Origin of the sequence: Peptoniphilus sp., from assembly GCF_034090345.1 — a bacterium.
Taxonomy (GTDB): domain Bacteria; phylum Bacillota; class Clostridia; order Tissierellales; family Peptoniphilaceae; genus Peptoniphilus.
In genome coordinates, this window is record NZ_JAXDSS010000069.1 from 49,028 (window position 1) to 74,466 (window position 25,439).

Sequence of the window (25,439 nt, forward strand, 5' to 3'; positions counted from 1 at the left end):
TTAAGTTTATGTTAGGTAATAATACATATTAATACAACATTCAAGCATTATTAAAATTACAGGATCTTTTTATAAGTTAAAAGAAAAAATGATTTATTAGAAAGTAAAAAAGTAGCAATAATTAATTCTCATAATTGTACATATTTAAGTTGACATTTACAAAAGGATAGATTGATAAAATCAAGTTAACTATCATGGAAGAACAATCCAAGCGTGATGAGTCTCAAGAGTTTATAAAGGAACTGGAAAAGCAAGACCTCATGACAGAGTTTGATAAAAATGTATGGCTTAACGTGGTAGACTACTTTACGGTTTGTTATAATGAAAAAATTGAATTTACATTCTTTGATGGCAGTCAGGTAGAATTAAATAGGTAGAAACTAAAACAGGTAATTTGACTAAAAATTGGTGAGATGCCTGGTTTTTTATTGTTAAATATGACTAATTATGCTATAATTTTTATAGCGACGATAAAGTCGCTATAAAGGAGGTTAAGTTATGACGAGACAACCAAGATTATCAAAAGAAGAACGCATGCGACAAATCAGACATCATGCGAAAAATATATTTCTTAAAAAGGGTTTTGAACAGACCACTATGGAAGATGTGGTGAAAGAATCTGAAATGAGTAAAGGTGGTGTATATAGACACTATTCCAGTACCACGCAAATGTTGTATGACCTTATGATCGATGGCAATGATTATAGGCAGAATCTTAATAAAGAGTATCTAAAAAACAAGAATAAAAAAGACAAGTATCAACTTATGGGAGAAATCCTTACAGATAAAGCACTTGCACAAACGGATTTAATGAAACTATATGTAATTTTTCTTAAGGTAAAAGGACATTATAAAGAATTAAATGATTTGTACTTTAAGCTGGTAGATATATCAAAGGAAAGGTTTAATGAAGTAGCTAGAGAACTCGGAATTGAAGCCGATATTTTTGCGGATGGATTTTTAGTTAATTATATAAATGGAATTATACTTAGCAATGAGATTTTAAATGCTAAAGAAAGTTATGAAAAGCAAAGAGAATTTTTAATAGAAACATTCGTATGTTATATAACAAAAATAGACCAAAATAATTGATTTGAAAGGAGAATTGTAATGGAAAAACAAGATATGAAAACGCAACTTTTGACTAAAAATCCGAAAGATTTAATGTTTCAATTAGCGTTACCAGGTATTATAGGAATGCTTATAATAGGGCTTTATCCATTTATGGATGGGGTATTTGCCGGGTGGATTATAGGAGATTATGCTATGTCTTCTATAAGTATTTCTATGTCGCTTACGCTAATTAATGGTGCAATTTCCGCATTGATTGGCGTGGGTAGCGCATCTATTTTATCGAGGGCTATTGGGAAAGATAATAAGGAAATAACGGATCAAATTTTTGGAAATTTAAGTTATTGGGTAATAGTGTTCTCGGTTTTTATTACTGTGTTAGGCATTATTTTTGCATCTAATTTTTTGGACTTAGTCGGGGCACAAGGGGATATAAAATCTCTTGGTGTAAGATATTTAAGAATTGTTTTCTTGGGTTCGATATTTGTTAATTTTGCTCAAGCAGGTAATATGACAATGCGTGGTGAAGGTGCATTAAAGCATTCTATGTTTATCATGGGTTCCGGAGCGTTATTGAATATCATACTAGATCCGATTTTTATGAAATTGATGGGTGAATATGCAATCGAAGGTGCGGCGATTGCGACTGTAATCTCCCAAATTGTACAAGCAGTTTTAACATTACACTATTTTGCTAAAAAGAGTGTATTTGTTGGTATTCATAAAATAAAAAAGGGAAGTGAAATAGCAGGAGAAATGTTTAGTATAGGAAGCTCTGCTATGATGATGCAATTATTATTTGCAGTACAACAAACATTTCTATTTAAGCAAGCATTTAAATATGGTGGAAGTGATTGGGGAATTTTAATGTCTGCCACAATGAGATTATATATGTTTTCCTTTATTCCTTTATGGGGTATGAGTCAAGGACTGCAACCTGTCATTGGCACTAATTTTGGTGCAAAACAGTATAATAGGGTAAAAGAAACAATGAAGATATTTGCTTGTGGGGCAACAATACTTGCTGCTATATCTTGGATACCATCAATGTTCTTCTCTGAAAAGCTTTTATCATTATTTAATGTTAGAACTGAAATTCTGACTGCCAATGTGGATTTCTTTAGAATGTATTATTGTACTTTTATTATGTATGGGATTATGATTATGACGCTTACTTTCTTTCAATCGGTGGGAGATGCAAAAAAAGCCGGAATGGTTGTAATGTTTAGACAATTAATATTGTTTGTTCCAGCTATACTAATATTGCCAAAAATGTTCGGGGCATCTGCTGTTTGGTGGGCTCAGCCAATTGTTGATTTTTTAATGATACTGATAGGAGTTGTTATGCAACAAAAACAGATTTATAAGATGAAATAAGTATGATTTCTAATGGACGGTAGAAATGATAAATGAGTATATAGAAAAATCAGTAGTCCATTAAGGCACAGGAGGAAGAAAAGGCAAATATAGAAAACAACAAGTCGATGTATATTTTTACTTTATAGGCGACTGTCAAGTGCAACATAAAGCTGATATACAAAAAATAGCTTAAAATGGTATAATATTATTGATTATTGAGAGAGAAAAATTAGAATTTTTGGAGAACTAACACATGATTACAACAAAGCGACTTTCAATTAGACGAGTGCGTGCTGATGATTGGAAAGCAATTCAATCTATATGGGAAGATTCATCAAAATCCATTTATGCACAGTACGACAAACCAAATGATTTGGATAATCAGTCTGTTTTTAGGAGAATCGCAAAGTGGGCTTCCTTTTCGAAGAGCGATGAACACATATTTTTTGCAATCTGTTTGCAGGACATGGTAATCGGATATGTAGCTTTCAATATGAGGAAAACCAGCTATGAGATTGGATACTGCTTTCATTCGGATTATCACGGAAAAGGATATGCAAGGGAGAGTATTTCCGCAATCCTTGATTTGATGAAAAATAAGGGTGTGATTAATATTACAGCGGGAACTGCCTTGAATAATACACCGTCGGTTAGGTTGTTGACTTATCTTGGTTTTAGGCAGACTGGAACAGAGAAAGTTTCGTTCTACAAGGACGATGAGGGAAATGATATCACGTTTGAGGGCGGGAACTATGAACTTCTTTTGTGCGAAATAACAATTCCCAGTTTGTCAAAGTAAAACAATTAAATACAAACTATAACTTAGCAGTTCAGGAAACAGTAAATCAATTTACTTTTTTTTCTTTGCTCAAAAACAGAGAGAGGAAAAAAGAAAATGAAAAACATAGAAGAAAAAATTTAATGGCGGAAGAAGAAATCAAGCATTTACAGATAGGCTAAACAGGACAAGTCAATATCGAACATACTAATATTTTTATAGATTGATATGATTTTAATGGAAGGAGGGTTTTATGCATTTTATCTAGTAGATTTTAGAGTGCGTTCAAATAGAACGGTAAAAGAAAATCTATTAAAAACTATAATTTTTAGAGTTAAAAATTTAAAATGCAGACAGTAAATCAAAAAGGTTTACTGTTTTTTATTTAATTATACTAAAGAGGGGTAGTATATTAAATGTAAGTAATTAGTTTGTGTAGTATTTATAAAATATAAACATAATAGGAGAATATATGACTAATGATTATTTTGATAAAGTAGCTAAAATTTGGAATACAAAAGAAAGGGAAAATAGAACTTTCTCAATATATAAGAAAATTATAAATATATTTGAAGATGGTAGCGAAAAGAATGCTCTTGAAATTGGAGCGGGAGATGGATTGTTGGCAAGTCTTTTGGCTAAAGATCTTAAAGAGATTGATTGCATAGACAGTTCTGAAATGATGAGGGAAGAGACTGACAATAGGTTGGAGCAATTAGAAATAGAAAATGTAAAGGTGTATGATGAAAATTATTTAGAGGCGACATTAAAAAAATATGACTTTATATATTCTTTGACAGCTTTTCATCATATAGTGGATATAGAGTCTGAACTGAATTTAGTAAAGAGACATTTAAAACCAAATGGTAAGTTTATATTGATGGATTTGGACATTGTGCCAGCTTCTTTTCATAAAGATCTACCTGATTTTGATGGACATGATGGATTTTCTAGGGAAGAGATGGAAACATATTTTAGAAATGTAAAATTTGAACCATTAAATTATGAAATCCTATGGGAAGGCAGGAAGGGTGAAATTGATTTTAGAATATTTTTAATGGAAGGTATAGTTTCCTAATTAAAATAGTTTTACAACATAAAACCAGGAGTTAGATTAAATGCTCCTGGGTTTAAGTCTCTTCAGATATACTGTTTTCTAAAATTTTATCTATTTGTTCATTTTTTAAATCGTAGATATAGAATAGTTTATAAAAATCTTTTACTTCTTCTTTTATATTAACATCATATTTTTCAGGATATAGAAGATTTCCAAGCCATGTAATACCTATAATTCTGTTTACTGATGGAGGGTCTGCTAAGAAACCGTATGGTTCGGATGGAACTCTATATACTTTACCGTTCTTAACTGCATCAAGATTTGCCCAAGTTGGGTCTGTAGTTATCATGTCGTAAAGATTTTGGTTATCTGCAAGAATTACTTGAGGATTCCAACCTATAAGTTGTTCCATAGATATCTCGCTTCCGCCACCTTTTGATTGAGCTTCTACTTCTGCAACGTTTTTAGCACCAACTAAATTTAGAACTTCTGAATGGAAGGATTCTTTAGCATTTGTATTGAGTCCGGCATCTCCCATAGCCCAGTAAACTGAAATTTTTTCTTCTTCTGGGATGTTTATTTTTTTAGCACTTTCTATTACATTTTTAGAATATTCAGCTAATTTATCTATCTTAGAAGTATCTCCAATAATTTCGCCGAGCTTTTGATATGCATCAGCCATTGTTTCAAGGCTTGCTTCTACAAACACCACAGGTATATTTATTTGATTTTGTAGATTATCCATATCTTCAACTATAGTTTTTTTAGCTTCTCCTATATCTATAACTAAATCTGGAGAGTTTTTAACTAATTCTTCCATATTTAAATTTGAATTCTTTCCGTAGAATTGTCCAAAGATAGGAAGTTCAGTAATGCTTGAAAGATATTCTTTTTGATTATCTGTTACAGGTTTTGCTAATCCGGCTAGTTTTTCGGAATTAGAAGTATAGAGAACTATTTGTGCAAGAGGACCGGATGGGGCAATTTTGGATATTGTGTTGGGAATTTCAACTTCTCTGCCAACTGAGTCCACAATAGTTCTTGTTCCACTAACATCTGCAGTTTGTGTAGTCTCTTTAGAATTATTGGCAGTTTCTTGTTTCTGACATCCAACTACAATAAAATTAAAGAGTAGGGTCACGGCTAACAATTTGAATAATAGTTTTTTATTCATCTTATAACTCCTTTAAAATATATTTTAAAACGATAAATCGTTTTAATAAAAATTTAATATTGTCGATAAGTTTTCAAATCAGGTAGAATAACTTTTTGATTTGAATCTTCTATGTTACGTATAAGTATTGGGATTTGATATATATTTGACAGTAGAGATTCGGTCAAAATATCATGTGTGTTACCGTATGCTATAGCAGAGCCGTAATTTAAAATTAAAACCTTATCAGCAAATATTTGGGCATGTTCAGGATTGTGAGTAGAAAATAAAATTAGGTATCCTTGTTTAGAAAGGTTTGATATATATTCCATAACTTTTATTTGATTGCCATAATCTAAACTTGAACAAGGTTCGTCCATAATTATGATTTTTGATTGTTGGGCAATAGCTCTTGCTATTAGAACTAGCTGTTTTTCTCCACCGGATAATTCGTTAAATTTTCTATGTCTAAGATATCTTAAATTTAATGAATTGATGGCAAAATCAACTAATTCATATGACTTCTTATTGGGCATTTCAAAAGTGTTAAGAGATGAGTTAGTTCCCATAAGCACCATTTCTTCCACGCTAAAAGTGAAAATTTTATTTTGACTTTGCGGGATATAGGATATAGTTTTAGCTAATTCTTTTACAGATAGTTTTTTAATATTTACACCGTCTACTGAAATAGTTCCTAAATAATTTTTAAGAATTCCCAATATTATTTTGAACAAAGTGCTTTTACCAACACCGTTTTTACCAAGTATAGCTACTAAACTATTTGAATTGGCTTCAAAAGAAACATTTTTTAAAACTTCATGAGTTCGATATTTAAAAGAGATGTTTTCAATTTTAAGATTCATTTAATTCACCTCTCGACTCATTAGGTATATAAAAAATGGAGCTCCAATAAATGATGTCAAAATTCCTATTGGGATCTCACTTGTTGAAAGTAGTCTTGAAAAATTATCAACTATTAATAAAAATGAACTTCCAATTAGCATAGATGCAGGAAGAACTTTTCTCATATCGATACCAAAAAATATTTTTGCAATGTGGGGAATGACGAGTCCTATCCAACCAATTATACCGCTTACAGAAACACACACAGCTGTTATTAATGTAGTTGATAGAATTGCTATAATTCGCAATTTTTCTGGGTTAACACCAAGAGAATGCGCTTCTTCATCACCAAATGCAAGTATGTTTAATTTCCATCTAATTAATAAAAGAATTAATACACCAATTGATATTATGGGCAGACAAAAAAAGAAGTCATCTAATTTTGATGAATTTAAAGAGCCCATCAGCCAATAGGTGATAGCTGGCAGTTCACTTGTCGGATCTGCTATTAACTTTAATAAGGATAGAGCAGATGAGAAGATAGAACTCACCATCATTCCAGTAAGTACAAGTCCAATATCTCTGTTTTTATTTATTTTTTTTGAAATGAATATAACAATTAAGATAGATAACGTACCAATGGCAAAAGAAATTAAAGTTGTGGAGAGTCTATTAAAACCCATTAAAATACCAAGTGCGGCACCAAATCCAGCACTGCTTGAAGCACCTAACACATCAGGGGATACCATAGGATTGTGGAAGACTGCTTGTAGGGTAGCTCCGGATATAGAGAGTCCAACTCCAACTAAAATTCCAACTAAAATTCTAGGGAGCCTAATATTATAAAGAACAGTATATATATTTGGATCCAACTTAAAATTAAATCCGAATAAGTTATTTAAAATACTCTTTGATAAATCTTTAAGAGAAATATTATATCTTCCAACACAAAATGAAAAAGATATAACAAAAATCAAAATAACTAAAAGTATAATAAACATCCAATGATACTTTTTTAAAATTTGTTTAGTCATTTGTTTCTCCATAATTTAAATATTTGCCTATAATTTCAAAAGTTAAATAAGGTTCATTTAGGTTGTTCTGAGTAATAAGATCGAAATTTGCAAGGTGTTTCTCTAAAATTTTTCTCTTAGATAGAATTTCATCAGCTAATTTATTTGAAGATTTAAGCATATTATTAAATTGCTTTTGAAGTTTATACACAACAATTAAATTTTCATTAGAATTAAAAATTTCTATAAGAGCACTTAAGATTTTTGAATTCAATAGTTCTTTTCCACCTATTTCATCTATTACTATTAAATCGGAATTTAAGTCTATGTAATTTAGAAAGTATTTTTCAAAAATATCTTGATTAAATAAATATTTGTCATCAATCGTTTTTAAAAAGACTTCATCTATAACGATTTCATTATAATTGCATTTTAAAATACTATCTGAAGAATGGTTACAAAAGTATAAATCAAGTGCTTTATTTATTTCGATTAATATGTATCCATAGACTTTATTATCTTTGTAAACTCTTCTCGTCGTGTATCCGGAAATACTGTTATAATTTTTTCTGTTTTCAAATAGATATTGAAGAAGAGATGTACTTTTTCCAACTCCACTTTTTAAACTTAACATAAGATTATTTTTCATTTTACACCTAAATAAAATTCTTATTACTTAAATTTTTAATGCAAATATATTATAAATTTAAACGAGTTATTTGTCAAAAGTATTCGAAAGGGGATTTTAAAATAAAAATAAAGCAGATCGTCCTCTAAATAATAGAGCCAATCCGCTTTAAATTATAAACTTACTAAATTAATATAAAACTAGTTGTCTAGCTTTTGTATATATTCTTTTCTTGAATTTGACTTTTTAATCACAAACCATACAAATATAAATGCTACTATAATACCAACAATATAACTAGCTGTATATCCTTCAATACCTAATCTTTTATCTAAAGAGAATCCAAGATCAGCATGGAATATATAACTTGTTACTATAAATGTATAGAAAATACCTGGTATTAAAGAAATATAATAGTTTTTGTTATGAGCTTTCAAGTAGATAGATATCATTAATAGTGCAAATACAGCTACTAATTGATTAGTAAAACCGAAGTATCTCCAAAGCATATTGAATCCACCTGCATTTGTTTTAGCAAAGAATAGAATTAAAACTGCAGGAATAAAGATTATTACAGAAAGGATTACTCTCTTTATAGCAACTGATTGGTCAATATTAAATTGTTCTGCAATCATAAGTCTTAGCGCTCTAAAAGCAGTATCTCCACTTGTTATTGGAAGTACAATTACTCCTATTATAGCAAGAAGACCACCTATGCTACCCATAAATCTTTTAGAAATTTCACCAACCATTAAAGTTGCAGTAGTATCAACAGGAGCAGTAGTGTTAAATAAAACCATAGCACCTGCAGCCCAACACATAGCAATGAAACCTTCAGCAAGCATCATGTTATAGAAAGTTTGACGACCTTCTTTTTCGCTCTTAACAGTTCTAGAGATTAGAGTTGCTTGTGAACCGTGGAAACCTGACATTATACCACAAGCTACTGTTATAAAGAAAACAGGTATGAATGATTGAGCAGCAGGGTGTTCGGAAATCAAAGCTCCTGAAGTGATAGGATGAAGGTCAGCTCCACCGGTTAAAAGAACTCCAATGAAAACACCAATTGCAGAAATTCCAAGGAATGCTCCAAATATTGGATATACCCGTCCTATAATAGCATCAATAGGGAATAGTGTAGCTATAATATAGTAAAGTAAAATACAAGCATATACTATCCATATTACATTTGAGTTGATATCCATGTGAAGAATATTATTTACAATTAAATCTCCAGGTGTGTAAATAAAAACAACACCGGTTAGAAGCATTAGAATCCAAATAATGATATTGTAAATTTTATTTGTTCCCGTGCCAACATACTTTTTCATAAGTGTTGGAACTTGAGCTCCATCATTTCTCATAGAAATCATACCAACAAAATAATCATGTAAAGATCCTGCAAAAACACAACCTATAGGTATTGTTAAAAATGCAATAGGTCCAAAAAGGATACCTTGTATAGGGCCTAAGATAGGTCCTGTACCAGCAATATTTAAAAGTTCAATAAGTTGATTTTTCCATTTTTTCATTCCTACATAGTCCACGCCATCGGCTTTAGCGATAGCGGGTGTAACACGGTCATCTGGACCAAACACATTTTCGCAATATTTTCCATATGCGAATCCACATACTATTAAAATCAAAACACCGATTAAAAATAATACCATAAACTTCTTCCTCCTCAAATATAGTTTATACATTATAAATTTAATATATAAAAGCTATTAAATCAAGCTTTTATAAAGAAAAAAGGACTCATTTAGAGTCCATGATTTCGATAGAATCTCCCACGGAGATTAAACCGCCTTTAATAACTTTTGTGAAAATCCCCTCAAGTGGCATAACACATTTACCCACAGTTTGCTTAATAGCACAACCTTTGTGACATTCTTTTCCTATTTGAGTAACTTCTTGAATAGTTTCTCCTATTTTTAACAAAGTTCCAATAGGAAGTTCATACAAGACGATTCCTTCGGTAGTCAAATTTTCAGCGAAATCTCCGTATTTAAGATTTAAGCCTTCCATTTTATTAAAACTTTCAACACCTAATAAACTAACTTGTCTGTGCCATTTACCTGCATGAGCATCATCCTTAAGACCAAAATTTTCTATAAATTCTCCTGAATCTTGAGGTATTTTTACTACGCCCTTTGTATCTGATTTATTTATCGATATAACTTTTGCCATTGAATCACCTGATATTTCTAAATTGAATTTTAATATATTATACGGCATTTAAAAATTTACCTCAACTTTTAATTAAATTCAAAACTTGACTTATTAAGCTAAAAATTATAAATTAAATTAGAAATTAAAATTAAAAGAAAAGATTGAGGATATAAAAATGATTTCATATGTTTTGTTGACATCAATGGTTTTAGGAATAATATACAATGGATGTAGTTATTTAAAAAATGAACATCATGCTAAAATTATGCCGCATAAGATTGCAATATCAGGGTTTTTATTGATGGCAATTTTGGTTGTATTTTTTAAATTCAGCACATTAGAGAAAATAAATTTAATAGTTGGAATGGTTGGATGGCTATTTTTTATATCAGGATTTTTTGCAGAAGGATTTTCTAAAGGTGGAATAATAGTAACTCCAAATTCACTATTTATTTCTATATTTGTCAGATGGAATGATATTAAAAATTTAAAATTTACAAAATTAAAAAATGGAAACCACTTGGTTAATTTAAAAATAAGTGGTTGGGATATTAGACAAGTATATGGTGAAGAGGAAAGTAAAATTTTAAAGAATTTTTCTAAAAATAAGTAAGCAGTTATATTTGTCAGGTGATAGATGGATATATGACAAAAAATAATTTAAATTAAACACTTGACAGAATAAGATATAGAGTTTAATATATACGAAATATAAAAAAATCTATGAAATGGGTGCTTCTCATATAGATTAAAAGCGATCTGAGTAGAGTGTGAGTCAGAAAATTGAAGTGAGAGTAAGCAGTAGGACCATGGAGATTGCAGTGCGAGAGCTCGAGCATTGCACGTAAAGTTGTCGTTAAACTATGAGTGGGGTTATTTATTTTACCCAATTGGAGTGGTACCGCGGATATTCGTCTCTTTCTATCTTTAATGATGGAAAGAGACGTTTTTTTATTACAGGGAGGAAAATATGGAATACAATATAATGAAAAATTTGGAACTTAAAAAGGTAGTGCTAGCTTATTCTGGTGGGTTGGATACATCAGTTATGATAGCATGGCTAAAAGAAAATTTTGGTTGTGAAGTAATAGCAGTTTCAGGAAATGTAGGTCAAGAATCAGAGCTTGATGGCCTTGAAGAAAAAGCATTAAATTCGGGGGCTTCAAAGTTATATATAGAAGATATACAAAAGGAATTTGTTGAAGACTTTGTATTCAATACTCTAAAAGCAGGAGCTAAATACGAAAATCAATATTTACTGGGGACAGCTTTTGCAAGACCTATAATAGCAAGACGTATGATAGAGATAGCACATAAAGAAGGTGCAGATGCAATTGTACACGGTTGCACAGGAAAGGGGAATGATCAAGTTAGATTTGAAACTACAATTAGACACTTTGACCCTGAAATAAAAATAGTTGCACCTTGGAGATTTTGGGAAATAAAATCTCGTGAAGAAGAAGAAGCTTATGCAGCACAAAGAAATATTCCTATAAATAAAAATAATGGCTCAGCATATTCAGAAGATAGAAATTTATGGCATATTTCTCACGAGGGTTTGGAAATAGAAAATCCTGCAAATGCTCCTAAATATGATAATTTCTTAACTCTTTCTAAAAAGTTTGAAGATGCTAAAGATGAAGCTGAAGAAATTATAATTGAATTCGTAGAGGGAGTCCCGGTTTCTTTAAATGGAGAAAAATTGGATGGAGTGTCATTAATCAAAAAATTAAATAAAATTGGCGGAGAACACGCAATTGGAATAGACGATATTATTGAAAATAGAATAACGGGAATAAAGGTAAGAGGTATATATGAAAATCCGGCAGGTTCAATATTGTATAGAGCACATGAAATTTTAGAATCTCTAACGCTTGATGGAGATACTTTGAAGTTCAAACAAATGTTGGCTCTTAAATATGCAGATGAAGTTTATAAGGGACTTTGGTATTCAAAATTAAGAGAGTCTCTTCAATCATTTGTAGATGAGACACAAAAGAGAGTTAGTGGGACGGTAAAACTAAAGTTATATAAGGGTAATATAATTCCTAATGGAGTTGAGTCAAAATATTCTCTATTTTCAGAAGAGTTTGCAACTTTTGGAGAAGATGGAGTTTATGACCAATATGACTCTCAAGGTTTCGTAAATTTATTTGCTCTACCTTTAAAAATAGAAGCTATACAAAGCAGAAAGAATGGATGGTAATGGATTTATATAAAGGAAGATTTAATAAGAAAACAGCTTCAATTGCTCATGAATTTAATAGTTCCATTGGAGTAGATTATAAACTATATAGAGTTGATATAAAGGGCTCAAAAGCACATGCAAAAATGTTAAATAAGTGTGGAATAATATCGGATGAAGATTTTACAAAAATTGATTTAGGACTAGATTCAATACTTTTAGATATAGAAAATTGCAACCTGGAATTTTCAAAAGATGCTGAAGATATTCACATGTTTATAGAATCTGAACTAACAAATAGAATTGGAGATGCAGGTAAAAAACTACACACTGCAAGATCTAGAAATGACCAAGTCGCAGTAGATGTAAAACTATTTACAATAGAAGCTTCTAAAAGAGCTATAGATTTATTAGTTGAATTGGAAGAAATAATATTTAAAGTTGCTGAAGAAAATTTAGATTCTGTAATGCCCGGTTATACACATTTACAAATTGCACAACCTGTTACATTTGCACATCATATAATGGCATATGCTCAAATGTTTTTAAGAGATATTTCAAGAATATCCGATGCAATAGATAGAATGATGACCAGTCCACTTGGAGCAGGTGCTTTAGCAACAACAACTTATGAAATAGATAGAAATTTTACAGCTTTAGAGCTTGGATTTAAAGCTCCAACATTAAATTCTATGGATTCTGTGTCGGATAGAGACCATGTTGTTGAACTATTATATTGTCTAGCTAACGTTGGGATGCATTTTTCTAGATTAGCAGAAGAACTTATAATATATTCATCACAAGAATTTAAATTTATAACTATAGCTGACGAATACTCAAGCGGGTCTTCAATTATGCCTCAAAAGAAAAATCCTGATATGGCAGAACTTTTAAGAGCAAAATCAGTACGTCTATATTCAAATCTAATGGGAATAATGACTATGTTAAAGGGGATACCTCTTTCATACAACAAAGATATGCAAGAAGACAAAGAATATTTATTCGACAGTGTTGAAACATTTGAAATATCGATAGAAGTTTTAAAAGGTATGTTAGATACTATGGTAGTTAATTCAAATAGAATGAGAGAAATGGCTGATAAGGGGTATATAAATGCAACTGATACAGCAGATTATCTTGTAAAAAAAGGTCTTGCCTTTAGAGATGCGTACTATATAACAGGAAGTATTGTAAAATACGGGATTTCCGAAAATCTTAGCTTAAATGAAATACCTTTAGAAAAATATAAAGAGTTTTCAGAAGTATTTGAAGAAGATTACTATAAGTTTATAGATTTAGATTATATATTAAACGAAAGAAAAGTTTTTGGAGGTCCTTCAGCTAAGTCTGTTAAAGAACAAATTATTCTAACTAAAAAACAAATTAGAAGATAGTAAAAACAATAAAAAAACAATGTTATGCCTTTTTCTATAGAAAGAGGCTTTTTATATGGATTTATCTATGTTGGGCATAGATAAGTTGAATATTAAAAGCTTTTTGGCCGCTTGAGAAAGGGTATATATTATAATATCATTAATAAAGAAAATATAGGGATAATAATTTTATAATTACAAATTAATAGAGTAAGTTATTTTTAGGAGGAATAATGGGAAGAACAATAGAATTTACAGAAACTGTACTCAGGGATGCTCATCAAAGTTTGATGGCGACAAGAATGAGAACTGAAGATTTTAAAGATGCTTTAAATCTTTTAGACAATGCTGGATATAGAGCTTTAGAGTGTTGGGGAGGAGCTACTTTTGACTCTTGTATAAGATTTTTAGATGAAGACCCATGGGAAAGACTGAGATTTATAAAATCAAATCTAAGGAACACTAAAACTCAAATGCTTTTAAGAGGTCAAAATTTATTAGGTTATAAAAATTATCCTGACGATGTAGTGGAAAAATTTATAGAACTATCTATTAGCAATGGCATAGATATAATAAGAATTTTTGACGCACTAAACGATATAAGAAATCTTGAAACTTCAATCAGTGCTACAAAGAAATATGGAGCAGAAGCTCAAGTTGCAATAAGTTATACAACTTCTGAAATACACACTGTTGAATATTTTTCAAATCTTGTTTCTAAAATTACAGAAATGGGGGCGGATTCAATAGCTATAAAAGATATGGCAGGGATATTGACGCCTTATAAGGCTTATGAATTAGTAACTCAATTAAGGAAAAATACTAATATTCCATTAGAACTTCATACACATGAGACAACGGGAATGGGTTCGATGACTTATTTAAAGGGAATTGAAGCTGGGATTGATATAATAGATACTGCAATATCACCATTTTCCGGGGGAACATCACAGCCTTCAACAGAAACTTTAGATGTTTTGATAAGAGAGAGCGGCAACAATACAAGACTTAACATGAAGGTATTAGAAGAATTGGCAAGCTTTTTCCAAAATGTTAAGGAAAAGTATTTGAAAGAAGGAACTCTACCTACAAAGATGTTGTCTATTGACCCTAAGGGATTGATTTATCAAGTTCCCGGCGGAATGCTTTCAAACTTGTATACTCAACTTGCAGGACTTAAAAAACTTGATAAGTATGAAGAAGTTCTTCAAGAAGTTCCACGTGTCAGAGCAGATTTAGGTTTTCCTCCACTAGTAACTCCTATGAGTCAAATGGTAGGAACTCAAGCTACTTTCAATATAATAACAGGACAAAGATATAAAATGGTTCCCAATGAAGTAAAAGACTATTTAAAAGGACTTTATGGACAAACTCCTGTGCCGGTTGATGAAACTTTTAGAAAGAGTATAATTCAAGATGCAGAAGTGATAACGGATAGACCTGCAAATCATTTATCAGAGGGACTTCCAAAAATAATTGAAGAAATAGCTGATATTGCACAATCCCAAGAAGATGTTTTAACTTATGCACTATTTCCGGAAGTTGGTAAAAACTTCTTGGAGAAAAAATATAACTTTTAAATATAAATGTATAAAAGACACTTTAGAAGTTTTTTAGAGTGTCTTTTATAGTTTACATAGTAAAGAATTTAATTAAAAATTAATATTTAAAATAAAACTTAGAAAACATTTTCAATTTATTTGAAAAGGTTATCTAAATATTATATAATGGTTTTAAGAAATTATAGGAGGTAAGTATGAAAAAGAGAAATTTACTTGTTGTTCTAGCAATAGCTACAACAATGCTACTTGTTGCTTGTGGTGGTAATAAACCAAAGAATGATGCTGCTGCAAATTCAGAAAAAACAGCGACAGAAGCTAGTAATTTAATTGTAGGATTTGTAACTGATGAAGGTGGAATTAACGATGCTTCATTTAATCAAGGTGTTTATGAAGGTATTGGACAAGCTGAATCTGAACTGGGAATTAAGAGAGTTTACAAAGAATCAGCTGATGCAAATGACTACCTTCCAAACTTTGAAAGTATGTTAGATGAAAATGCTAACATGGTTGTAGGTGCAGGATTTAAAATGGGGGATATTATTGAGCAAGTTGCTAAACAAAATCCAGATGTCAAATATGCTATAGTTGACCATAGTCCTTCTGAACCTATAGACAACTTACTAGGCATAACTTTTAGAGCTCAAGAACCATCTTTCTTAGTAGGTTACATTGCTGGTAGAACTACTGAAACTAACAAAGTTGGTTTTGTAGGCGGACAAGAAGGAACACTTATCGGTGCTTTTGAATATGGTTTTAGAGCTGGTGTTGATTATGCAGCAAAAGAACTAGGCAAAGAAATCGAAACTGCAGTACAATATGTTGGTGGATTCACTGATGCTCAAAAAGGTAAAGCAATTGCCACTCAAATGTATCAACAAGGTGCAGATGTTGTATTCCATGCAGCAGGAGGGGCAGGAGACGGAGTTATAGAAGCAGCTAAAGAAGCTGATAAATGGGTTATCGGCGTAGATAGAGACCAATCTGAAGCGGCTCCTGAAAATGTATTAACATCAGCGATGAAAAATGCTAATGTAGCTGTATACAAAGTAATTAAAGAACTTGTTGAAAATAATAAGTTTGAAGGTGGAACTACAATTGAGCTTGGTCTTAAAGATGAAGGCGCAGTAGGTATAGCTCCAACTTCAGATAAGAACGTTAAACCAGAAGTTCTTAAAGCTGTAAAAGATGTTGAAGAAAAAATCGTAAAAGGTGAATTAACAGTACCTGGCGATAAAGAATCTTACGAAGCAGCAAAGTAATTTAAGTATTTGAAGAGTTTGGTTTTATCCAAACTCTTTTTTTTTTTAATTACTAAATGTGATTTTTATAGTATAATTAACAAAAGGGTGGTGAAGAAGTGCAAAATCAGGATAATTACAAATTAGCTGTCGATATGAGAAACATTGTAAAAAAATTTGGAGATTTTACAGCTAATAATAATATTAACTTTGATGTCAGACAAGGTGAAATACATGCACTTTTAGGTGAAAACGGAGCAGGTAAGAGTACACTTATGAATGTACTATACGGACTATATTCTCCAACAAGTGGCAGCATTTATATAAATGGGAACTTAGTAGATATTAAGGATCCTAATGAAGCTATCAAAGTTGGACTCGGAATGGTGCATCAACATTTTATGCTTATAAAACCGTTTACTGTAGTTGAAAATATAATTCTAGGTATGGAGCCAACTAAGGGTTTGGCACTGGATATTAAATTTGCTAGAGAAAGTGTAATTGAGTTGTCTAAAAAATATGGATTAGATATTAATCCGGATGAAAAAATTGAGAATATATCTGTCGGCATGCAGCAAAGAGTTGAAATTTTAAAAGCTCTTTACAGAGGGGCGGATATATTAATTTTTGATGAGCCGACAGCAGTACTTACTCCTCAAGAAATAGATGATTTTATCAATATAATAAATAATCTGTCAAAACAAGGAAAAACTATTATTTTAATAACTCATAAGTTAAAAGAGATTAAAGCAATGGCAGATAGATGTACTATTATAAGACGTGGAGAAAAAATAGATACTGTTGAGGTAAAAGAAGTTACTGAATCTGATTTAGCAGATATGATGGTAGGAAGAAGTGTAGGGCTAAAAGTAGATAAAAAAGACCAAGAACATGGCGAAGCTGTACTTGAAATACAAAATCTTGTAGTAAGAGACCAACGAAATGTTGATATGGTAAAAGGACTTGATTTGACTTTATATAAAGGAGAAATCTTAGGACTTGCCGGAGTAGATGGGAATGGTCAATCAGAACTTTTAGAAGCTATTACAGGACTTAGAAAAATAGAGTCAGGTTTTGTTAAAATAAATGGTGAGGATATAACCAATAAAACGCCTAGAGATATTCATGAAGCTGGATTATATAATATTCCGGAAGATAGACAAAAAAGAGGATTAGTATTAGATTTTGATATTTCAGAAAATTTAATTCTAGAAAATTATGATAAAGAAAAATTTTCTCATAAGGGAATTTTAAAATCTAAAGAGATAGAAGATTTTGCTAAAGAATTAGTGGAAAAATTTGATATACGTCCAAGAGATATACATCAAAAAACAGGTGCTCTATCTGGAGGAAATCAACAAAAGGTAATTATTGCAAGAGAAATTACTAATGACCCTGATGTATTGATAGCAGCTCAACCTACAAGAGGATTGGACGTAGGAGCAATTGAGTATGTTCACAGATTTTTAGTAACTCAAAGAAATAATTTTAAAGCTGTTTTATTAATTTCATTTGAGCTTGATGAAATACTAGCTCTCTCTGATAGAATAGCTGTTATTTATGATGGAAAGATATCGAAAGTAATGAAAAAAGACGAGACAAATGAAACTGAAATAGGGTTGTTAATGGCAGGAGGTGCTGCAGATGAAAAGTAAAAATAGATTATTTTATACTGTAGTATCTATACTACTTGGATTTTTGTTTGGTTCTATTATTTTAGTAATTAATGACATAAATCCTTTACAAGCTTTTAAAGTTATTGTGATAGGAGCTTTAGGAAAGCCGTCATATATTTCATGGGTTATAGTTAAAGCAATTCCTATAATTTTGACAGGTATTTCGGTTGCCTTCGCATTTAGAACAGGATTGTTCAACATAGGAAGTGAAGGACAATATATAGTTGGTTCAATAGGAGCGTTTTTAATAGGTTATTTATTGAAATTACCTCCAGTAATTCACCCTATATTTGCTCTTTTAGTGGGGACTCTTTTTGGAGCTGTTTGGGGAGGAATTGTTGGTTTATTAAAAAGCAAGTTTAAGATAAACGAAGTAATCTCTTCTATAATGTTCAATTGGATTGCCTTTTATCTAAGTAATTATATGTTGAGTTTAAAAGCATTGAGAAAAGTTGGTACGGATACAACTTATCCGATAAATGCAACTGCAAATATTGAAATTTTAGGACATTGGAAGAGAACAGATGCCGGTATAGATTTCTTAATGAACCATAGTATTTTGAAACAAATCTTAAGACCTCCATTGAATTGGGGAATTGTAATTGCTGTAGTTGTTGCTATCTTAGTTTGGTACATCATAAAAAACACAACTTTGGGATATCAATTAAAAGCTGTTGGATATAATTTAGATGCTGCAGAATACGGAGGAATAAACATACAAAAAAATCAAATTACTTCAATGTCCATTTCAGGTGCCATATCAGGACTGGCAGGAGCTATTATGGTTTTAGGTGTTGCAGGAAATATAGGTCTTATGGCATCACAACAAGGGTATGGATTTGATGGTATGGCTGTTGCATTAATAGCTGGAAATAATCCGCTAGCTTGTATCCCTTCAGGACTTTTATTTGCAGGGTTGAAATATGGCGGTGGAAAATTAAATTCTTCTCTAAATACTTATTCTGAAGTAGTTGATATAGTAATAGGTATAATAATATTCTTTATTGCTATGCCAAGACTTTTGGAACTGATAAGTTCTATATATAAAAAGAAGGAGGCAAAATAATGAGTACAATTTTAGGTATTATAAGCATTACATTATTATATTCGGCTCCTCTTATTTTTACAGCACTTGGCGGAGTTATAAGTGAAAATGGTGGAGTTGTAAACATAGGACTTGAAGGTATGATGACAATAGGAGCTATAGTAGGAGCTACTGTTGGTTTTTATACAGGAAATCCTTGGCTTGCATTTTTATGTGGCGGTTTAGGGGGAATGGCGTTAGCTCTATTCCATGCAGTGGCTACTATAAACTTCCAAGCAGACCATGTAGTAAGTGGGATAGCTATAAACTTGATCGGACCGGGGCTTTCACTATTTTTATGTAGAATATTTTTTGATGGAGCTGCAATGTCTAAGTCAATTCCATTTAAGAATAAGCTACCTCAACTTTTTTCAAATGTATTTACGAAAGAGATGATATCACAATATCCATGGATGAGATACTTAAAGGTTTTATTTCAACAATATGTAATAGTTTATATAGCTTTTGCATTTGTAGCTATCATGTGGTATGTGCTATATAGAACTAAATTAGGTCTTAGAATAAGAGCTGTTGGAGAACATCCTAGAGCTGCAGAAACACTTGGTGTTAATGCATATAGGATAAAATATTTTTGTGTATTAGCTTCGGGATTTTTAGCGGGACTTGGTGGAGCAAGTATGAGTTTGGCAATAGTTTCTAACTACAGACAAACTCTAATTTCAGGACAAGGCTTTATAGCTCTTGCAGCCGTAATATTTGGTAACTGGAAACCTCAAGGTGCATTTATTGCTTGTTTAGTATTTGGTGCAGCACAAGGATTCTCGGTTATATTAGGAAACCTAGGAATTCAATTAGATACAAATCTTTTATCAATGCTACCTTATGTAATAACATTGCTTGCTTTGATTTTATTTGTAAAGAGTTCAAATGCACCTAGTGCAGATGGTATTCCATACCAAAGACATAACTAAATTAAGCTTATCAAACCTCTTGTATAACAGGAGGTTTTTATTATGTATAAATATATTATCAATTATGATATTATATTTTAAAGAGAAGGTGATATTTTGAACATAAACTGGTATCCAGGACACATGAAAAAAACTATAGAAGATATACAAGCTAAGTCAAAATTAGTGGATTTTTATATAGAAATAATAGACGCAAGAATTCCTATTGCAAGTAGGAATCCGTTACTTAGAAAAGTTTTACAAAATAAAAAGGGATTGCTTATTTTAAATAAGACAGATCTTTCTAATTCTGAACAGAATGTATTATGGAAAAAGAAATTATCAGATGATAATAACAAAGCTGTTCTCTATAGTGCAGCAAAGCCTAATTCATCTCTTATAGTAAGAGAAGCACTTAATTTTATGCAAGATGAAATAGCAAAAAAAGAAGAAAAAGGTATAAATATGGGACCTTTAAGAGCTATGATAGTTGGTATTCCAAATTCTGGAAAATCAACCTTTATAAATGGTATTTCAAAGACAAAGTCGGCAAAGGTAGGTAATAGACCTGGTGTTACTAAGATCAACCAGTGGATTAAATTGAATCCTAAGTTACATCTATTGGACACTCCGGGAGTTCTTTGGCCTAAGTTTGAAGATGAAAGTGTTGGTTTGAATCTTGCTTTTACCGGAGCTATAAAAGATGAAATAATGGATATTGAAACTTTGGCGCTTAGATTGATTGAAAGATTGATTAGTATAGACGAAAACATTTTAAAAAATAGATATAATGTTGAAATAGATGGAGAGCCTATTGAAGTGATGGAAAGAATCGGAAGAAAAAGAGGCGCAATTGTAAAAGGTGGGGAAATTGACTACTCAAAAGTTGCAAATATTGTTCTTGATGAATTCAGAAAAGGTGTATTAGGAAATATTACATTGGAGACTATTGATGGAAGAATTTGAAAAAGAGTATAAAAAAATTGGATATACAAATATAGTTGGAATAGATGAAGTTGGCAGGGGCTCTCTTTTTGGAGATGTGTTAGCTTGTGCTATTATAATGCCGGACAGCAGAATAGAAGGGATAGCTGATTCTAAAAAACTATCTGCAAAAAAAAGAGGATCTTTATATGAAGAGATACTTGATGAGTGTATAGCAGTGGGCATAGGAAGAATTGATTCTAAGAAAATTGATGAAATAAATATAAAAAATGCCACACATTTAGCAATGGAACAAGCAATTCAAAATATGAGAGATCAAAAAGGGCGAAAAGTATATGCTGATTTATTGTTAATAGATGCAGAAAAAATTGATACTCAAATAGCACAAGTTTCCATAATAAAAGGTGATGATAGGTGTTATTCAATAGCTTGTGCTTCAATAGTTGCAAAAGTATATAGGGATAGTCTTTGTGATAACTGGGAGAAGTTATATCCTGGATATAATCTCAAAAAAAATAAAGGTTATGGCACAACTGAACATAGAAATGCAATAAAAGAAATAGGATATACACCTATGCATAGAATTACTTTTTTGAAAAATTTAATAGGTTAAAAAATGAATAATAAAGAGTTTGGAAATTATGGTGAACAGATAATAACAGATTATTTGATAAAAAAAGGATATAAGATTTTAGGGAGAAACTATCGAGCTAATGGAACAGAAATAGACATAATCTGCTTAGATAAAAATATAATTGTATTTGTAGAAGTAAAGAGCAGAAGATCTAAAAAGTTTGGGAATGCTTTTGAAGCTGTGGATGAAAGAAAAATTAAAAACATAATAAAAGCATCAATGAATTATTTAATTAAGTATGATTATACACATTTGCAAGTTAGGTTTGACGTTGTTGAGTACTATTCAACGGGAGAGATTAATCACATAGAAAATGCATTTGAAGTAGGATGAGGTGAAATTATGTATTCTAAAGTGTTGACTTGTTCTTTACAAGGGTTAGAAGGAGATTTAGTAACTGTTGAAGCGGATTTAATGAGAAGTTTACCGAAATTTACAATAGTTGGATTACCGGACACAGCTATAAAAGAGTCTATAGAGAGAGTTAGGTCAGGCATAAAAAATGAAGGCTTAGAGTTTCCTTTGAGTAGAATAACTATAAATTTGCAACCTGCAAGTTTGAGAAAAGATGGTTCTCAAATGGACTTGGCAATAGCAATGTCAATACTATCTGCAAATCAAGCTGTGGATATTAAAGAAGAATATATATACATTGGAGAACTGTCGTTAGACGGTTCTGTCAATAAGGTAAACGGTTGTCTAGCAATGGTAATTTCAATGCGAGAAAAAGGATATAGAAAGTTTATAATCCCTTATGGAAATCGTGAGGAGTGTTCGGTAGTTTTAGACGTTGAAATATACCTGGTTAAAAATTTAAGAGAAGTTGTTGATTTTGTAAATGGCGTAGAACAAGTAGCTAGATATACTGAAGAATATCGTACTGAAGAAAAGACTTTTGATATAGATTTTTCAGATATGAAGGGCCAAGAATTTTTAAAACGGGCTTTAGAGGTAGCTGCTGCAGGGAAGCATAATTTATTGATGGTTGGGGAGCCGGGAAGCGGTAAGAGCATGGCAGCTAAAAGATTTCCAACTATACTGCCAAGCTTGAATTTTGATGAAGCGATTGAAGTTACAAAAGTATACTCAATAGCAGGCCTTTTAAAAGAGTCAAAATTAATTACAAACCCTCCATTCAGAGCACCTCATCATACTGCATCGGCAGTTTCTTTAATTGGAGGTGGAAAAATCCCAAAACCTGGTGAGGTGTCTCTCTCACATAATGGCGTGCTTTTTTTAGATGAACTTCCGGAGTTTCAAAAAACTGTTATAGAAGTATTGAGACAACCTTTAGAAGATAAAACTATAAGTATCTCAAGGGCGAATGCAAGTTTAACTTATCCTTCAGACATCATTTTGATTGCAGCAATGAATCCTTGTCCTTGTGGATTTCATAATTCTAAGGACCATACCTGTAGTTGTAGTGCAGCTGAAATAAATAGATATCTATCTAAAATCTCACATCCTCTGTTGGATAGAATTGATATTCATGTCGAGGTTTCTGCTGTAAAATATGATAAATTATCAAATGAAAAAATACAGTCTGAAAGTTCAAAAGTTATAAAAGAAAGAGTAGGAAGAGCAAGAGAATTACAAAAAGATAGGTATAGAGATTTTAATTTTCAATGTAACTCTGAAATCAAAGAAAATATGATGGCAGAATTTTGCCATTTAAAAGAAAAATCTAAAAAAATTATGGATATCGCCTTTAAAAAATATTCTTTTTCTGCCAGAACATATAATAAAATACTAAAAGTTTCAAGAACAATAGCAGATTTAGAAAATCATAAAGATATAGAAGATACGGATATATTAGAAGCTATAAGATATAGGACAATGGATGTAAAATATTGGAGTTAATATGGAATATAGAGACTATATATTATATTTAAATTTATTGGGAATTGAAAATATTGAAATAGAAAAAATCGAAGACTATTTATCTATAAATAATATACATATTTCAGAAATATTTTCGTCTGAAGCAATTCAAAAAAATTTTTCTAAAACAGTTAGGAACAAGCTATCAAAATTTGATGAAGAAAAACTAAAGATTTTAAAAGAATATTGTTTTAAGAAAAGTATAAATATTTTAACTTACTTGGAAGACACATATCCGGATAGGCTCAGATATATAGAAAATTTTCCTAGAGTGCTTTATACAAAGGGAGAATTTTCTGAAGATGACTTTTTGAGTATAGGTATAGTTGGTTCGAGGAATCATTCTGATTATGGAAAGGTTGTAGTAAATTATGTAGTGGATAATTTAAAGCTATTAAAAGCAACAATAATTTCAGGAATGGCTTATGGAATAGACGCTTTATCACACAATAGGGCAATAGTTAATAATATGAGAACAATAGCGGTTCTTGGAAGTGGGGTAGATGTGATATATCCTAAAGCAAACTCTCATCTCTATTCTGAGATAATAAACCATGGAGTTGTGTGTTCGGAATATCCTCCAGGAACAACACCTAAACCTTATAGATTTCCGCTCAGAAATAGAATAATTTCAGGCCTTAGTTTGGCTGTAGTTGTTGTAGAGGCTAGGAATAAAAGTGGCAGCCTTATAACTGCAAGGGTTGCAGCTGAGCAGGGTAAAGAAGTTTTTTCAGTCCCGGGAAATATAAATAGCTTTTATTCAGAAGGTACAAATGCATTGATAAGAGATGGAGCTAATATATTGAGTTCTATTGATGATTTGTTGGCAATACTTCCAAAGGCGGAGAAAAAGAAAACTTTTGAAGTGGATTTATCTGAAGATGAAATTAGAGTTGTAGAGTGTATAGAAAAGGGTGCGAATGAAATAGATGATTTGGCAAGAAATTTGTCTATGAATGTTTCAGAGCTAAGCGGGTTTTTAACTATCCTAGAGCTTAAAGAAGTATTGACAGTTAATGGGAAAAGAATTCAATTAAATGTGCAATGATAAAATTAATTATAATTTAAAATACACCTAAATCCATAGAGGAATTAGGTGTATTAATTTTTACTAAATTTTTAGTATTAACTTTTCTATTCTATTCTTAGAACATTTGTGAATTATAAATTTTAAGTCATCAACGGAAATAATTTCTCCTTGAGCTGGGAAACGGTCAAGTTTTTCAATTAAAAATCCAGCTATTGAATCATTTTCATCACTTTTTAAATTAAGTCCTAATAAACGGTCAACTTCTTCTAAATTCATAGAGCCGTCTATAAGATATTCTTTAGGAGCAATTTTTATTATTTCCTCATCTTCATCTTCATCAAATTCATCTGATATAGAGCCGACAATTTTTTCTATTAAATCTTCAATGGTTATCATGCCCTCTGTACCACCATATTCATCAGTGACGATTGCAACGGAGACCCTTTTAGATCTCATTTCATTAAAAAGAGGACCAATTGGTTTATATTCAAAAGTATAGAATGGAGATTTTAAAATGTCCAAATTATCTTTTAATATAAAGCTTGAGTCAAACTTTAATAAGTCTTTTACGTGGAGTATTCCGTAGATGTCATCTAAATCATCACCAAAAACAGGCATTCTTGAAAAAGATTCTTCTTGAACTACTCTAACTATTTCATCATAAGTTGAGTTTATACTCAATCCAACTATATCAGTCCTTGGAGTCATAGTATCTTTGGCTATACTGCCTCTAAAATCCATAACATTTTCGATTATTAAAGACTCACTTTTATCTAAAATTCCTTCTTCATAACCTAAGGATACAGCATCAAATAATTCATCTTCTGTAATTAATGGTTCTTTATA

Annotated in this window: 24 protein-coding genes and 1 pseudogene; 18 read left to right on the forward strand and 7 right to left on the reverse strand. The window is 31.2% G+C overall.

Going from position 1 to position 25,439, the window contains the following annotated elements:
* Positions 1 to 498 precede the first annotated feature (498 nt).
* The 5 genes and pseudogenes from SOR77_RS06235 (at position 499) to SOR77_RS06255 (ending at position 4,286) form a co-directional block, all read left to right on the forward strand.
* Positions 499 to 1,092, forward strand: a complete 594-nt coding sequence (locus SOR77_RS06235) for a TetR/AcrR family transcriptional regulator (RefSeq protein ID WP_320636287.1) — start codon at positions 499 to 501, stop codon at positions 1,090 to 1,092.
* An 18-nt stretch (positions 1,093 to 1,110) separates the two neighbouring features.
* The gene (locus SOR77_RS06240; RefSeq protein WP_320636288.1) at positions 1,111 to 2,448 is read left to right on the forward strand and encodes an MATE family efflux transporter; all 1,338 of its coding nucleotides are present in this window, start codon (positions 1,111 to 1,113) and stop codon (positions 2,446 to 2,448) included.
* A gap of 16 nt (positions 2,449 to 2,464) precedes the next feature.
* Positions 2,465 to 2,623 (forward strand): annotated as a pseudogene (locus SOR77_RS06245) (DUF4368 domain-containing protein); the annotation flags it as partial.
* A gap of 60 nt (positions 2,624 to 2,683) precedes the next feature.
* Positions 2,684 to 3,229 carry a GNAT family N-acetyltransferase gene (locus SOR77_RS06250; RefSeq protein ID WP_320636289.1) on the forward strand — a complete coding sequence of 182 codons (546 nt, stop codon included), beginning with the start codon at positions 2,684 to 2,686 and terminating at the stop codon, positions 3,227 to 3,229.
* Positions 3,230 to 3,680: 451 nt separating this feature from the next.
* The gene (locus tag SOR77_RS06255) at positions 3,681 to 4,286 is read left to right on the forward strand and encodes a class I SAM-dependent methyltransferase (RefSeq protein WP_320636290.1); all 606 of its coding nucleotides are present in this window, start codon (positions 3,681 to 3,683) and stop codon (positions 4,284 to 4,286) included.
* A 52-nt stretch (positions 4,287 to 4,338) separates the two neighbouring features.
* Here SOR77_RS06255 and SOR77_RS06260 read toward each other — a convergent pair whose 3' ends face one another.
* The 6 genes from SOR77_RS06260 to SOR77_RS06285 form a co-directional block, all read right to left on the reverse strand.
* Positions 4,339 to 5,439, reverse strand: coding sequence for an ABC transporter substrate-binding protein (locus SOR77_RS06260; protein WP_320636291.1), 1,101 nt, complete (start codon positions 5,437 to 5,439; stop codon positions 4,339 to 4,341).
* 53 nt (positions 5,440 to 5,492) lie between these two features.
* On the reverse strand, positions 5,493 to 6,281 hold the full coding sequence (locus tag SOR77_RS06265) for an ABC transporter ATP-binding protein (protein ID WP_320636292.1): 789 nt from the start codon (positions 6,279 to 6,281) through the stop codon (positions 5,493 to 5,495).
* The gene (locus tag SOR77_RS06270) at positions 6,282 to 7,295 is read right to left on the reverse strand and encodes an iron ABC transporter permease (RefSeq protein WP_320636293.1); all 1,014 of its coding nucleotides are present in this window, start codon (positions 7,293 to 7,295) and stop codon (positions 6,282 to 6,284) included.
* Entirely contained in the window at positions 7,288 to 7,923 is a 636-nt protein-coding gene (locus tag SOR77_RS06275) for a nucleoside-triphosphatase (protein WP_320636294.1), read from the reverse strand. Before SOR77_RS06275 ends, SOR77_RS06270 begins: the two co-directional genes overlap by 8 nt.
* A 179-nt stretch (positions 7,924 to 8,102) precedes the next feature.
* Positions 8,103 to 9,572, reverse strand: coding sequence for a carbon starvation protein A (locus tag SOR77_RS06280; RefSeq protein WP_320636295.1), 1,470 nt, complete (start codon positions 9,570 to 9,572; stop codon positions 8,103 to 8,105).
* An 88-nt stretch (positions 9,573 to 9,660) separates the two neighbouring features.
* Positions 9,661 to 10,140, reverse strand: coding sequence for an MOSC domain-containing protein (locus SOR77_RS06285; protein WP_320636296.1), 480 nt, complete (start codon positions 10,138 to 10,140; stop codon positions 9,661 to 9,663).
* Between the two features lie 109 nt (positions 10,141 to 10,249).
* Between SOR77_RS06285 and SOR77_RS06290 the strand changes: the two genes are divergently transcribed.
* From SOR77_RS06290 to dprA, 13 genes are all read left to right on the forward strand, one after another.
* Positions 10,250 to 10,687 carry a hypothetical protein gene (locus SOR77_RS06290; RefSeq protein WP_320636297.1) on the forward strand — a complete coding sequence of 146 codons (438 nt, stop codon included), beginning with the start codon at positions 10,250 to 10,252 and terminating at the stop codon, positions 10,685 to 10,687.
* Positions 10,688 to 11,044: 357 nt separating this feature from the next.
* Positions 11,045 to 12,280, forward strand: a complete 1,236-nt coding sequence (locus SOR77_RS06295; protein WP_320636298.1) for an argininosuccinate synthase — start codon at positions 11,045 to 11,047, stop codon at positions 12,278 to 12,280.
* The gene (gene argH / locus SOR77_RS06300; RefSeq protein ID WP_320636299.1) at positions 12,280 to 13,653 is read left to right on the forward strand and encodes an argininosuccinate lyase; all 1,374 of its coding nucleotides are present in this window, start codon (positions 12,280 to 12,282) and stop codon (positions 13,651 to 13,653) included. Before SOR77_RS06295 ends, argH begins: the two co-directional genes overlap by 1 nt.
* A 212-nt stretch (positions 13,654 to 13,865) precedes the next feature.
* A complete protein-coding gene (locus tag SOR77_RS06305) occupies positions 13,866 to 15,212 on the forward strand; it encodes an oxaloacetate decarboxylase subunit alpha (protein WP_320636300.1) in 1,347 nt (448 codons plus the stop codon).
* 176 nt (positions 15,213 to 15,388) lie between these two features.
* Entirely contained in the window at positions 15,389 to 16,453 is a 1,065-nt protein-coding gene (locus tag SOR77_RS06310) for a BMP family ABC transporter substrate-binding protein (protein ID WP_320636301.1), read from the forward strand.
* A 134-nt stretch (positions 16,454 to 16,587) separates the two neighbouring features.
* Positions 16,588 to 18,087 carry an ABC transporter ATP-binding protein gene (locus tag SOR77_RS06315; protein ID WP_320636310.1) on the forward strand — a complete coding sequence of 500 codons (1,500 nt, stop codon included), beginning with the start codon at positions 16,588 to 16,590 and terminating at the stop codon, positions 18,085 to 18,087.
* Positions 18,077 to 19,174 (forward strand): ABC transporter permease, encoded by a 1,098-nt coding sequence (locus tag SOR77_RS06320; RefSeq protein WP_320636302.1) that lies wholly within the window; start codon positions 18,077 to 18,079, stop codon positions 19,172 to 19,174. The genes SOR77_RS06315 and SOR77_RS06320 overlap by 11 nt, the downstream gene beginning before the upstream one ends.
* Positions 19,174 to 20,124: an ABC transporter permease gene (locus tag SOR77_RS06325; RefSeq protein ID WP_320636303.1), complete on the forward strand. Its 951-nt coding sequence runs from the start codon at positions 19,174 to 19,176 to the stop codon at positions 20,122 to 20,124. The genes SOR77_RS06320 and SOR77_RS06325 overlap by 1 nt, the downstream gene beginning before the upstream one ends.
* A 96-nt stretch (positions 20,125 to 20,220) precedes the next feature.
* A complete protein-coding gene (gene ylqF, locus SOR77_RS06330) occupies positions 20,221 to 21,069 on the forward strand; it encodes a ribosome biogenesis GTPase YlqF (protein WP_320636304.1) in 849 nt (282 codons plus the stop codon).
* A complete protein-coding gene (locus tag SOR77_RS06335; RefSeq protein WP_320636305.1) occupies positions 21,056 to 21,661 on the forward strand; it encodes a ribonuclease HII in 606 nt (201 codons plus the stop codon). The genes ylqF and SOR77_RS06335 overlap by 14 nt, the downstream gene beginning before the upstream one ends.
* 3 nt (positions 21,662 to 21,664) lie before the next feature.
* Positions 21,665 to 22,015 carry a YraN family protein gene (locus SOR77_RS06340; protein ID WP_320636306.1) on the forward strand — a complete coding sequence of 117 codons (351 nt, stop codon included), beginning with the start codon at positions 21,665 to 21,667 and terminating at the stop codon, positions 22,013 to 22,015.
* Positions 22,016 to 22,024: 9 nt separating this feature from the next.
* Positions 22,025 to 23,542 (forward strand): YifB family Mg chelatase-like AAA ATPase, encoded by a 1,518-nt coding sequence (locus tag SOR77_RS06345; RefSeq protein WP_320636307.1) that lies wholly within the window; start codon positions 22,025 to 22,027, stop codon positions 23,540 to 23,542.
* 1 nt (position 23,543) lies between these two features.
* Complete coding sequence (dprA, locus tag SOR77_RS06350; RefSeq protein ID WP_320636308.1) at positions 23,544 to 24,611, forward strand: DNA-processing protein DprA; 1,068 nt, start codon at positions 23,544 to 23,546, stop codon at positions 24,609 to 24,611.
* Between the two features lie 63 nt (positions 24,612 to 24,674).
* Here dprA and SOR77_RS06355 read toward each other — a convergent pair.
* The coding region (locus SOR77_RS06355; RefSeq protein ID WP_320636309.1) for a hemolysin family protein at positions 24,675 to 25,439 on the reverse strand (765 nt) is incomplete at its 5' end.